The organism is Streptacidiphilus alkalitolerans (genome assembly GCF_042511045.1).
GTDB lineage: Bacteria > Actinomycetota > Actinomycetes > Streptomycetales > Streptomycetaceae > Streptacidiphilus > Streptacidiphilus alkalitolerans.
Window position 1 is genome coordinate 1 of the sequence record NZ_JBHEZX010000035.1, and the last position, 12,577, is coordinate 12,577.

The window sequence follows — 12,577 nt, forward strand, 5'->3', positions numbered from 1 at the left end:
CCTCCCGCCCGCGCCGCCTGCGCCCCGCGCCGCCTCCCGCCCGCGCCGCCTGCACCCCGCGCCGCCGGCCGCCCGCGCCGCCCCCGCGCTGGCGCGACCAAAATGTGATCTGCGCAACCCGTTGACGGGATATCTTGTGAGCGCTAACAATGCAGTTGCCGAAACGCCCGGGAAACAGGGGCGCGCATCCGGCAGCTTTTCGATCGCGTTCCCCCCAGACTACCCACAAGAGGATGGCGATGGCTGAAGTACCCCTCGTCGCGCCAGATCGTCAGCCCGTCATGGCGGACGTGGCCCGGCTCGCCGGGGTCTCGCACCAGACGGTGTCGCGGGTCCTCAACGACAGCCCGCACGTCAAGGGCGAGACCAGGGAGCGGGTGCTCGAAGCGATCCGGGAGTTGGACTACCGTCCGAACTCGGCCGCGCGCACCCTGGTCACCCGCAGGTCGCAGACCCTCGGTGTGGTCAGCTTCGACACCACGCTGTACGGGCCCGCCTCGATGCTCTACGGCATCGAGCAGGCCGCCCGCAGCGCCGGCTACTTCGTCAGCATCGCCAGCCTGCGCTCCTTGGACGAACGCTCGGTCCAGGAAGCCGTGGACCGGCTGCGGGACCAGGCGGTGGAGGGCGTGCTGGTGATCGCGCCGCAGACCTCCGCCGTGGGCGCCCTGGCGAAGGTGCGCAGCGTTGTGCCCGTCGTCGCCGTGGGGTCCGGGGCCCAGGCCAAGGTGTCGGGGGTCGCGGTGGACAATGAGGCCGGCGGCGAGGCGGCGACCCGCTACCTGCTGGACCTGGGGCACCACACCGTGCACCATGTCGCGGGTCCCTCCAGCTGGCTGGACGCCCAGGCCCGCCAGGCCGGCTGGCGGACGGCTCTGACCCAGGCCGGGGCCCCGGTGCCGGAGGTCCTGGCGGGGGACTGGAGCGCGCGTTCGGGCTACGAGGCGGGGCTGCAACTGCTGGAGGAGCCCGAGGCATCCGCGGTGTTCTGCGCCAACGACCACATGGCACTGGGGGTGCTGCGGGCGCTGAACCAGGCTGGTCGCACCATCCCGGGCGACATCAGCGTGGTGGGCTTCGACGACATCCCCGAGGCCTCCTACTTCACTCCGCCACTGACCACCGTGCGCCAGGACTTCGGAGAACTCGGCCGACGCGGCCTGGAACTGCTGCTCGACGAAATGACTCACGACAGGTCTCCCGCCGGGCGGCTCCTGATCGCCCCCGAACTCGTTCTGCGCTCCAGCACCAGCGGTCGGCGGAGGCACGCCGGCTGATCCCACGTCCGGGACCTGGGAGATCCACAGGTCCCGGGAATCACCACCGCAAGGTCTCCGCCAGAATGTTAGCGCTAACAAAATCCGGAAGGAAATTCCCGCCATGCTCAGCACTGCAGGTATCAGGCGTCAGAGGTTCGTTGTTGTGGGGACGGCGTTGTTGGTCGTTCTTGGTGTGGCGGGGTGTAGTAAGACGGGTGCGGGTGCGGGTGCTGCTCCGTCGTCGGGGGGTGGGTCGGGGTCTTCGGCCGCGGTGGCGCCGACGTTGCAGGGTGACATCAGTTTCAACGATGACAACCTGAACAAGCTCGACGCTGCGATCAAGTCCGCACTGGCGGGGAAGGACCTGTCGAAGCTGGATGAGGCGATGGTGGTGAACGTCGCGGTGGACTACTGGAATGCGGGGAAGGTGGGGTTCAACAAGGGCCTGTCGGACCTGGGCATCAAGGGCACCTTCCAGGCCCCCGCCAACGGGCGTCTGGACCAGCAGTTGTCGATCATTCAGACGTTGCGGGGCCAGGGCATCACGGGGTTCACGGTGTCGGCGATCGATCCCACCGCGATCAAGGCGCCGATCGCGTTGGCGAACAAGGCGGGGATCCCGGTGGTGGCGATCGACTCGCCGCTGCCGGCCGACGACGGTTCCGCGCTCTACCTCGGCAGTCTGAACGAGCAGTTGGGGGAGAAGGCGGGGGCGGCGATGAAGCAGGTGCTGGGGAACAAGGGGGAGGTGGTGATTCTGACGGGTTCGTTGACGGCGTCGAACTCGTTGGAGCGGATAGCGGGGTTCAAGAAGGCGTTGGAGGGTTCCAATATCAAGATCACGCAGACGTTGAACGATGGGACGGATGCGTCGAAGGCGTTGTCGAACGCGTCGACCTCGTTCCAGACGGACCCCAATGTCACGGGCTTGTACGGGGTGTATTCGTACGATGGTCCGGCTGCGGGGCAGGCGGTGACGTCGGCGGGGAAGGCGGGGAAGATCAAGGTGATTGCCTCGGACAGTGATCCGCAGACGTTGAAGTTCATTCAGAGTGGTGCGGTGCAGGCGACGGTGCTGCAGCAGCCGTACCAGCAGGGGTACACGGGGGCGTATCTGCTGGCGGCGTTCAAGGTGCTGGGCAAGGATGCCACGCTGGCGCTGGTCAAGCCGTACCTGGAGTCGGACGGGACGACGTTGAGCACCGGGGCCGGTGTGGTCACCCAGAGCAACATCAGCGACTACCAGGCCATGCTGACCCAGCTCGGCATCGGCTGACCGGCCCGTGGACACCACCGAGGCCACGCACTCCCGGTCCCAGGACACGGCGGCCCGCGCCGCCGTGTCCCTGCAGGGAGTAACCAAGAGCTACGGACCCGTCAAAGTCCTCGACATCCCCGAACTGGAACTGATCAGTGGTCAGATCGTCGGTGTGGTCGGTGAGAACGGCGCGGGCAAGTCCACCCTGATGGGCGTGCTGTCCGGAACGGTGACCGCGAGCACCGGCAGCATCGTGATCGACGGCCACGAACTGCACAGCGGCCGTCCCGACCACGCCCAGGCCCTGGGGGTGAGCCTGGTCGCCCAGGAGTTCCCCCTGGTCGGCCAGCTCAGCGTCGCCGAGAACCTGCTGCTCGGGCGCCGCCCGGTCGGCAGCGAGAGCCGTTTCGGCAGCTCCTGGCGCTACGACCGGTCCGCCACCCGGGCCGAGGCCCGGGCCCTGCTGGAGGACGTGGGGGTGCGGGGTGTGGACGTGGACCGGCCGGTCGAACGGCTGCCGGTCCCGGTCCGGCAGATGATCGAGATCGCCAAGGCCTGGGGCCACCACCCGCTGGTCCTGATCCTGGACGAACCCACCTCCTCGCTCGGCCCGGTCGAGGCCGACAAGGTGCTCGCGCTGGCCCGCCGCCATGCCGAGGCCGGGGGAGCCGTGCTGTTCATCGGCCACCGCCTGGACGAGGTGCGGGCGCTGTCCGACCGGGTGATCGTGCTGCGCGGCGGCCGACTGGTCGCCGACCTGACGCCGGATCAGGCCACCGAGGAGCGGCTGATCCGGGAGATGGTGGGCAGCGAACTGGCCCACGCCGACGTCTCGCCGCCGCCCTCGGTCGAACAGAAGGTCGTCCTGTCCACCGCGGGCCTGACCGCGGACGGCCTGGGACCGGTCGACCTGGAGGTGCGCGCGGGGGAGATCCTCGGCGTGGCCGGGCTGATGGGCTCCGGGCGCAGCCGCCTGCTGCACACGATCATGGGCGCGCAGCCGCGCACCGGTGGCACCGTGACCCTGCACGGCCAGGACTTCCACCCCCGGCACCCCGCCGACGCCGTCGAAGCCGGCATCGGCCTGGTCCCCGAGGACCGCAAGGAGCAGTCGCTGGTCCTGGGCGCCTCGGTGCGCTGGAACATCACCCTGGCGACGCTGCGCCGGATCAGCAGGCGCGGGGTGCTCACCCCGCGGGCCGACCGGGAGCACGCCGGGCGGCTGGTCCAGGAGTTGGGCGTGCGGCTGCACTCGGCCGAGCAGCCGGTGGGCGACCTGTCCGGCGGCAACCAGCAGAAGGTGGTCTTCGGCCGCTGGTTCGCGGCCGAGCCGCGACTGCTGCTGCTGGACGAGCCCACCCGAGGGGTGGACGTCGGCGCGAAGGCGGAGATCTACGGCCTGATCGACGAGGCCGCCAAGGAGGGCCTCGCGGTGATCGCCGCCTCCTCGGAACTGGAGGAACTGCTGTGGATCTGCCACCGGATCGTGGTGATGGCCCACGGGCGGGTGGTCGCGGACATTCCGCGCGAGCGGTTCAGCAAGGAACTCATCATGACCGCGGCGGCCGGAACGCAGGCCGACGCATCGACCGAGACGCAGCAGCATCCGAAGGAGCCCGGCGCATGAGCACAGACACCGCACCGACGACGGGCGAGGTGAAGCAGGCCGTATCCCTGCGGCCCACGCTGGCTCGCCGCCTGGTCGAGACGCCCGAGGTGGGTGTGGTCGTGGCCTGCGTGGTGGTCTTCGTCGCGCTCGCACTCGACAAGTCGACCTTCGCCAGCGCGGTCAACCTGCAGGGCATGGGCTTCGACCTGGCCCAGTACGGTCTGATCGCCATCGGTGAGTCCCTGGTGATCCTGACCGGCGGGATCGACCTCTCGGTCGGCGCGCTGCTGGGCACCAGCGTGATCCTGGCCTCCTGGTTCAACGTCAGGGCGGGCCTGCCGGCCGGGGTGGCGATCCTCGCCACGCTGGTGATCTGCGGGACGGTGGGCCTGATCCACGGCCTGGCGGTGACCCGGCTGAAGATGCCCCCGTTCGTGACCACCCTGGTCACCTACACCGTCGCCCAGGGCGTGACGCTGGCCATCACCTCCGGTACCTCCATACCCGGCATCTCCGGCTTCTTCGCGGATCTGGGGCAGAGCTACCTGGCCCAGATCCCGGTGCCCCTGGTGCTGTTCGTCATCGTCGCCGTGGCAGCGTGGTTCTTCCTGGAGCGCACCTACCAGGGCCGCCAGGTGTACGCGGTCGGCGGCAACGCCGAGGCGGCCCGGCTGGCCGGCATCCGGGGCAACCGGCGGGTGGTGTCCATGTACGTCACCAGCTCGCTCCTCTCCGGGCTCGCCGGCATGCTGGTGCTGGGCCGGATGGGCGTGGGCTCCGCCAGCGGCGTCGGCGTGGGCTGGGAACTCTCCGCGATCGCCGCCGCTGTCATCGGCGGGGTCAGCCTGATGGGAGGTCAGGGCCGCATCATGGGCATCGTGGCCGGGGCGGTGCTGCTGGAGCTGATCAACAACGGTCTGACCACCCTTCAGATCAACTCCAACTACACCCAGATCGTGCTGGGCGGTGTGCTCGGCATCGCCATCACCGCCGACCGGCTCCGCGCCCGGCGGCTGGCCAAGCGCCGCTGATCGCGGCTGCCCTACGGAGCCCTGGAGCCCCGCCCGCCGGGGCGGTTGAGGTGCCGGAAGGGGTGCCACCCGATTCGGGCGGCACCCCTTCCGGCCGTTCGGGCAAGCCCCCGTCAGTCCGCGGAGAACCGGTACACGGTCGTCGAGCGGTAGGTCCGGCCCGGCTGCAGCACGGTGCTGGGGAAGTCGGGTCGGTTCGGCGAGTCGGGGAAGTGCTGGGTCTCCAGCGCGACACCGGCGAAGGGCAGGTAGGGGCGCCCGCTGGGACCGCGGACGCTGCCGTCGAAGTGGGTACCGGTGTACACCTGCAGCCCTGGCTCCGTGGTCAGGCACTTCAGCCGCCGCCCGGATGCCGGATGCCACAGCGTCGCCGCCGGCCGGGGTATCCGGGTCGTGCCCTCGCGCAGCAGCCAGTTGTGGTCGTAGCTTCCCGCGGTCAGCTGCAGCTGCGGGTCGTCGGACCCGATCGACCGGCCCAGCGGTCGGGGAGCGGTGAAGTCGAACGGGGTGCCCGCCACCCGGGCCGGAGGCCCGGGCAGCGGGATGAGGTCCTGGTCGACAGGGGAGTAGTGGTCGGCCTCGATCCGCAGCAGGTGGTCCAGGACATCGCCGCTGCCCTCGCCGGCGAGGTTGAAGTAGGCGTGGTTGGTGAGGTTGATCACCGTGGGGGCCGTTGCCACGGCCTGGTAGATGATCGCCAGGGCGCCGCCGGGGTCGAGCGCGTAGGTCACGGTGACGTCGAGCTCTCCAGGGAAGCCCTGGTCGTCGTGGGCGCTGTGGAGACGGAACTCGACGCCCGTGCGGTGCGACTCGCGAACGGCCCGGCTCTCCCAGAGGCGGGTGTCGAAGCCCTCCGCTCCGCCGTGCAGGGTGTGGCGCCCGTTTTCGTTGCGGGACAGGCGATGCTCGGTTCCGCCGACCGGCAGTCGACCGCCGGCTATCCGGTTCGCGTAGCGGCCGACGGTTGCTCCGAAGTAGCGGGCCTGCGCCAGCAGTTGGGCAGGGTCCGCAGCCGACAGGACCACATTCGCCGGCCGGCCCCGGCGGTCCGGGACCTGCAGGGCGCTCAGCGTGGCGCCCAGGGTGAGCATCTGCGCGCTCACACCTCCGCCGCTGAACGTCCACCGGTCCACCTGCCTACCGTCGGGCAGGCGGGTCCAGGGCTCGCGGATGGCTTCCAGCATGCGGGGATCCTTAGGTCACGGGAATCGTCGATCCTTGACGCAACATCAGCCCGGCCACGGCGCGCTCAGCCGGCCGTGTGCCGCGGCAGGGCCTTGTGGTGGGGCCGGCGCTGCCGGAGAGGTGCCGGACCGAGGACGGGGCCGCACCGCCGGTACGGCGGTACGGCCCCAGGGGCGGGTGGCGATCAGGACCAGGGAGTGGCGAGAAGCCAGCTGGTGTCGTCGTTCCAGGAGGTGGCACTGTCGAAGGCATTGCTGCCGCCGTTGCTGGCGATGTAGACGGTGTAGCTGTAGTGGCGCAGATAGCGGGTGGGGTAGTTGGCCGACTGGAAGGAGTCGCCCTGGCCGTTGTTGCCGGCCTGCGGGCAGAAGGTCGCGTCCTGGTTGAAGAGCGCGGTGCCGTCACTGGCGGACAGGTGGAGCTGGTAGTTCTGGTGGCGCAGGTACTGGCCGGGCTGGTTGGCGGACTCGAAGGAGACACACGCGCTGTTGGACAGGCCGGCGTGCACGATCCAGGTCGCGTCGCCCTTGTCGGTGGCGCTGCTTGAAGCGGTGATCGGGGAGATGACCACGTTGTTGTCGGCGTCGTCGTGGCGGATGTAGTCGCTGGTGCAGCATGCGGTGGTGGCCTTGAGCGACAGGCGCGATCCGGGGGTCAGCGATCCGCTGCCGCCGCCGGTGGTGGTACCGCCGTAGGCGACGGCGTTGATGTTGGCCTGGACCGCGTTCTCGGTGGCGTCCGACGGGTAGCCGGAGGTCATGACGCCTTCGTAGAAGGTGCCGGCGGAGCCCTTGCTGTTGTCGCCGCCGATGCCCAGGATGATGGCGCCCTGCTTCTTCATCGGGTTGTAGCCGGAGACGTTGGGGCGTGCTCCGCTGTAGTAGGTGGACAGGCCGCCGGACTGGGCGTTGCCGGCCCGGATGGCCCACTGGTTCGCGCCGCCCTTGATGATGGCCGTGGTGTAGCGGTAGTTGACGGTGGGGTCGTTGGCGTTGTAGCCGGCGTTCACGCCGGAGTAGAGGCCGTTCTCCATGTCGGCCATGACCCACGGCCCGGCACCGCTGCCGTAGCCCCAGACCTTGATGGTGCCGAAGTAGATGGCCTCCATCGTGCCGTTGCCGTCGTCGTGGCTGTCGGTCTCGGCGTTGCCGTAGTCGAAGCAGCAGCCGCCATTGGTGTGGCTGCCGTCGAAGATGGCGTACATGCCTTCGGGCTGGTCACCGGTGGCGATGCCGTTGGTGTGGTTGTTGCGGTAGCCGGTGCCGGCCGGGATGTAGACGCCGTAGGCCTCGTGGCCGGCCACCGTGGTGGGCGCGGCGGTGGCGTTGGCCAGGTTGTCGGGGCCCGAGGCGGCGCCGCCGGCGGGGGCCTGGGTGAGGCTGTTGCCCCGGCCGGACTGGTCGTAGATGACGGTGATGACGCAGCTGGTACCGGCGCAGAAGGAGTCCTGGGCGGCGGCGTTGGCGTAGCCGCCGGCGGCCAGCAGGCCGATGTCCTTGGTGGTGTTGTCCGAGGCCCGCCTGACCTGGTAGAGCGAGCCGTTGTAGGCGCCGTAGAGGGCCCGGGTGGTGCTGTGCGCGGCCACACACGGCGTGCCGGCCGCCGCGTAGATGTCACAAGGACCCTGCTGGGCCGCCTGCGAGGTCGACGCGGTACCGGCGAGCATTCCGCAGGCGAGCGCGAGCACCGCACCCGCGGTGAGCAGCGACCGTTTGGTGCGGGACATCCAATGAGCACTCACAGCTGAACTCCCTTGTTCCTGACGAAGAGGCCATGCATGTACCAAACAGACATGTGAGCGCTCACAATGTTTGTTCCCTGTCCCGGACTTGGGTGTGGCGCGGCGTGACGAACAATATGGCCCGGGGAAGTTGTTGCGTCAAGGTTTCGCACAGAGGCTTTGGTAGCGCTCACATCCCAACCAGAACGCGATGTGCGCAACCTGTTGACGCCCCATGTTGTGAGCGCTAACAATGCTGGCGTCTGAGCATCAGTCAAAGTCCAGCATGTGAGCGGAAAACAAGAGAACCGGGAAGGTATCCACATGTCTCTCTCCACCGGTACCAGAGGTATGAGGTTGGTTGTCGTGGGGGCCGTGCTGTCGGTCGCTGTGGGTGTGGCGGGGTGCAGTAAGACGGGTGCGGGTGCGGGTGCTGCTCCGTCGTCGGGGGGTGGGTCGGGGTCTTCGGCTGCTGCTGCGGTGCCGACGTTGCAGGGTGACATCAGTTTCAACGATGACAATCTGAACAAGCTGGATGCTGCGATCAAGGCGGCGTTGGCGGGGAAGGACCTGTCGAAGCTGGATGAGGCGATGGTGGTGAACGTCGCGGTGGACTACTGGAATGCGGGGAAGGTGGGGTTCAACAAGGGCCTGTCGGACCTGGGTATCAAGGGGACGTTCCAGGCCCCCGCCAACGGGCGTCTGGACCAGCAGTTGTCGATCATTCAGACGTTGCGGGGCCAGGGCATCACGGGGTTCACGGTGTCAGCGATCGATCCGACGGCGATCAAGGCGCCGATCGCGTCGGCGAACAGGGCGGGGATCCCGGTGGTGGCGATCGACTCGCCGCTGCCGGCCGACGACGGTTCCGCGCTCTACCTCGGCAGTCTGAACGAGCAGTTGGGGGAGAAGGCGGGGGCGGCGATGAAGCAGGTGCTGGGGAACAAGGGGGAGGTGGTGATTCTGACGGGTTCGTTGACGGCGTCGAACTCGTTGGAGCGGATAGCGGGGTTCAAGAAGGCGTTGGAGGGTTCCAATATCAAGATCACGCAGACGTTGAACGATGGGACGGATGCGTCGAAGGCGTTGTCGAACGCGTCGACCTCGTTCCAGACGGACCCCAATGTCACGGGCTTGTACGGGGTGTATTCGTATGATGGTCCGGCTGCGGGGCAGGCGGTGACGTCGGCGGGGAAGGCGGGGAAGATCAAGGTGATTGCCTCGGACAGTGATCCGCAGACGTTGAAGTTCATTCAGAGTGGTGCGGTGCAGGCGACGGTGTTGCAGCAGCCGTACCAGCAGGGGTACACGGGGGCGTATCTGCTGGCGGCGTTCAAGGTGCTGGGCAAGGATGCCACGCTGGCGCTGGTCAAGCCCTACCTGGAGTCGGACGGGACGACGTTGAGCACCGGGGCCGGTGTGGTCACCCAGGGCAACATCAGCGACTACCAGGCCATGCTGACCCAACTCGGCATCGGCTGACCGCCCCAGCGCTCCTCCTACCGCTGCTCGCCGGCAACGAGCGCCGGAGGCCCACCGCGGTCCGCTCGACGGAGCGGGCCGATGGCGGCGGCCTGCCGGGGCGCGGACCTCGGCGCCGTTGCCGGCGGCGTCCGAGAGACGTCGAACTGCATCGTCAGGACGGCGTCCCCGCCCCGGCCGCATGTAGGTTTCATCGCCATGGCCTCCGGGACTGCGGCTGAGCTGCGCCTTCTCCGGTCCCGGGCGGCCATGGGTTGCGGAGGTGCCGTCCGCGCTCCTATGAACACAGCAACCCGTCGAGCCGCCGCGGGGCCGTTTCGCCAGTGCGAGGAGACCGACCATGCCAGCTCGCCGCCGCTTATCCGCACGGGCCTGGAAGTCATTGGGCGCCGCCGTGTCCGCTTTGGCCCTGGTGCTGTCCTTCCAACTGGCGGCCCGGGCCCTGGACGTGTCGGGCGGGTCGACCGCGGTGACCGGCAACGCCACCTGGTTCTCCTCGCTGGGGGCGCCCTACGGCGGCTGCGGGCTGCCGCAGGCGCAGTTGGACACCCAGAACTTCCTGGCCCTGAATGTGTTCAACACCCCTGGGAACTACGGCGCCTTCACCCGGCCGATCCCGGCGTCCAACGCGAGCACCATGGGCATGTTCGACAATGGACTGAACTGCGGCCGCTATGTCCAGGTCAGCGTCAGCGACTACTGCACCGGCACCAATGACGGTGCGCAGAACCAGGCGTTCTGCCGAAACGGCTCCTGGACCGCCGACGCCTACAACGGGGCGACCCTGACCTTCGTGGTCGCGGACAGCTGTGGCGACTCCAACGCCTGGTGCCGGGACGACCCGTACCACGTGGACCTCGCCCAGGCCTCGCTGAACCAGTTCGTACTGAACGGCCGGCCGGTCGGTGACATGTATCCCAGTCACTGGAACAACCGGCATGTGACCTGGAAGTTCATCCCCGCGCCGAACTACACCGGGGACATCAACATCGGCTTCCTGCAGTCAGCACAGGTCTACTGGCCGGCCATCGCTGTCTCGCACCTGCCGAACGGGATCCACGGGATCCGCTACTACTCGGGCGGCACCTGGCAGAACGCCCAGATGAACAGTGACATGGGCGACGACTACATCATCGCGCCGACCACGGCAGGTGGATCGCAGTACCAGATCCAGGTGGTGGACGCCGCCGACACCCTGCTGAACGGGGGCCGGGTCTACAACTTCTCGCTGCCCGCCTCCTGTGGATCCTCCTGCGGCCAGGCGTACACGGCGGCGAGCTACACCACCAGCGCACCCGTCAGCGCCTCGCCCAGCGCCTCGCCGTCCGCCTCCGCGAGCCCCTCCGCCTCCGCGAGCAGCAGTGCGAGTGCCAGCAGTTCGCCGGGCACCGGCGCCTGCACCGTCAGCACCAGTGTGGTGAGCTACTGGACCGGCGGCTACCAGCTGCAGTTCACCGTCACCGACAGCGGGAGCACGGCGATCAGTGGCTGGAAGGTCGGCTTCTCCTTCGCCGGCACGCAGACCGTCGCCAACTCCTGGAACGCGACCGTCACCCAGTCGGCCGCGGCGGTCACCGCGGTCAACGCCTCCTACAACGGCAGCCTGGCGCCCGGCGCCTCGACCACCTGGGGCATGGTCGTCAACGGGGCCAACCAGCCCCTGATCTCCCCGACCTGCACCTGACCGACTGTCAGCCTCGGTCTGTTGTCCGTCATCCGTCGGGGACTACTGCGGCCATCGTCAGCACGGGCGTTGCGCCGACATTTGTTAGCGCTAACGCGCCCGGCGCGGACCTGGACGAGCCGACCCAATACGAAGGGACCACCACCCATGAACGACCGACCGACACGATTGCCGCGCCACTGGGGTGACCGGGTCAGGCTGCTCGTCACCGGCCTGTGCGTCGTGGCGCTGACCATGCTCGGGGCGATCCTGCCGACGTCCGCGAGCGCGGCTACGACCCAGTGCTCGAGCAGCACCGGCACCAACAACGGCTACTTCTACTCGTTCTGGACCGAGGGCAGCGGCTCGGCCTGCATGACGCTGGGCTCCGGCGGCAACTACAGCACCTCGTGGAGCAACGCCGGCAACTTCGTCGCGGGCGAGGGCTGGAGCACAGGCGGCCGTAGGACGGTCAACTACTCCGGAACCTTCAATCCCTCCGGCAACGGATACCTGTCCCTGTACGGCTGGACCACAAACCCGCTGGTCGAGTACTACATCACCGACAGCTGGGGCAGCTACCGGCCGACCGGCACCTACAAGGGCACGGTGACCAGCGACGGCGGGACCTACGACATCTACGAGACCCAGCGGGTCAATGAGCCCTCCATCATCGGGACGGCCACCTTCAACCAGTACTGGGCCGTCCGGCAGGTCAAGCGCACCGGTGGCACGATCACCACCGGCAACTTCTTCGACGCCTGGGCCAGCCACGGCATGAACCTCGGCAGCTTCAACTACATGATCCTGGCCACCGAGGGCTACCAGAGCAGCGGCAACTCCAACATCACCCTCGACAGCAGCACCGGTGGCGGAGGAGGCGGCGGGGGCGGCGGTGGCGGCACCGCGGGGCCGCTGCACGCGACGGGCGCCGGCAAGTGCCTGGACGTGCCCAACTCATCAACCACACCTGGCACCCAGCCGCAGATCTACACCTGCTCGGGCGGTGCGAACCAGAACTGGACCCGCACGTCCGCCGGCCAGCTGACCGTGACCATGAACGGGACAACGCTGTGCCTGGACGACTACAACAAGCAGACCACACCGGGCACCAAGGTGGACACCTGGCCGTGCAACGGCGGCGCCAACCAGCAGTGGAACGTCAACTCTGACGGCACCGTCACCAGCGTGCAGTCCGGACTCTGCCTCGATGTGACCGGGGCGAGCACCGCCAACGGCGCCCTGGTCGAGCTGTGGACCTGCAACGGGGGCAGCAACCAGAAGTGGAGCCTGGGATGACCGCGCCGCCCGCAGGGTGACCTGCCCCGACGACAGATCGGCCCGTCGGGTGGGGTTCAGCAGAACCCCAC

At 68.5% G+C, this 12,577-nt stretch carries 9 protein-coding genes; 7 read left to right on the forward strand and 2 right to left on the reverse strand.

What is annotated here, in order from left to right:
• Window positions 1–239: 239 nt before the first annotated feature.
• The 4 genes from ACEZDG_RS37725 to ACEZDG_RS37740 all read left to right on the forward strand — a co-directional run bounded on the left by ACEZDG_RS37725 (window position 240) and on the right by ACEZDG_RS37740 (window position 5,157).
• The gene (locus tag ACEZDG_RS37725; RefSeq protein ID WP_380519472.1) at window positions 240–1,277 is read left to right on the forward strand and encodes a LacI family DNA-binding transcriptional regulator; all 1,038 of its coding nucleotides are present in this window, start codon (window positions 240–242) and stop codon (window positions 1,275–1,277) included.
• 253 nt (window positions 1,278–1,530) lie between these two features.
• Complete coding sequence (locus ACEZDG_RS37730; protein ID WP_380519474.1) at window positions 1,531–2,535, forward strand: substrate-binding domain-containing protein; 1,005 nt, start codon at window positions 1,531–1,533, stop codon at window positions 2,533–2,535.
• A gap of 7 nt (window positions 2,536–2,542) precedes the next feature.
• Complete coding sequence (locus ACEZDG_RS37735) at window positions 2,543–4,144, forward strand: sugar ABC transporter ATP-binding protein (RefSeq protein ID WP_380519476.1); 1,602 nt, start codon at window positions 2,543–2,545, stop codon at window positions 4,142–4,144.
• Window positions 4,141–5,157 carry an ABC transporter permease gene (locus ACEZDG_RS37740; protein WP_380519478.1) on the forward strand — a complete coding sequence of 339 codons (1,017 nt, stop codon included), beginning with the start codon at window positions 4,141–4,143 and terminating at the stop codon, window positions 5,155–5,157. The genes ACEZDG_RS37735 and ACEZDG_RS37740 overlap by 4 nt, the downstream gene beginning before the upstream one ends.
• Before the next feature lie 113 nt (window positions 5,158–5,270).
• On the opposite strand, the gene ACEZDG_RS37745 is transcribed toward ACEZDG_RS37740, so the two are convergent.
• The gene (locus ACEZDG_RS37745; RefSeq protein WP_380519480.1) at window positions 5,271–6,341 is read right to left on the reverse strand and encodes an aldose epimerase family protein; all 1,071 of its coding nucleotides are present in this window, start codon (window positions 6,339–6,341) and stop codon (window positions 5,271–5,273) included.
• Between the two features lie 185 nt (window positions 6,342–6,526).
• Window positions 6,527–8,068, reverse strand: coding sequence for an alpha-L-arabinofuranosidase B (locus ACEZDG_RS37750; protein ID WP_380519482.1), 1,542 nt, complete (start codon window positions 8,066–8,068; stop codon window positions 6,527–6,529).
• Window positions 8,069–8,542: 474 nt separating this feature from the next.
• On the opposite strand from ACEZDG_RS37750, the gene ACEZDG_RS37755 reads away from it, so the two are divergent.
• The 3 genes from ACEZDG_RS37755 (at window position 8,543) to ACEZDG_RS37765 (ending at window position 12,506) form a co-directional block, all read left to right on the forward strand.
• Window positions 8,543–9,544, forward strand: a complete 1,002-nt coding sequence (locus ACEZDG_RS37755; RefSeq protein ID WP_380519484.1) for a substrate-binding domain-containing protein — start codon at window positions 8,543–8,545, stop codon at window positions 9,542–9,544.
• Between the two features lie 394 nt (window positions 9,545–9,938).
• On the forward strand, window positions 9,939–11,228 hold the full coding sequence (locus ACEZDG_RS37760; RefSeq protein WP_380519486.1) for a cellulose binding domain-containing protein: 1,290 nt from the start codon (window positions 9,939–9,941) through the stop codon (window positions 11,226–11,228).
• A 234-nt stretch (window positions 11,229–11,462) separates the two neighbouring features.
• A complete protein-coding gene (locus ACEZDG_RS37765; RefSeq protein ID WP_380519488.1) occupies window positions 11,463–12,506 on the forward strand; it encodes a glycoside hydrolase family 11 protein in 1,044 nt (347 codons plus the stop codon).
• The last annotated feature ends 71 nt before the right edge of the window (window positions 12,507–12,577 follow it).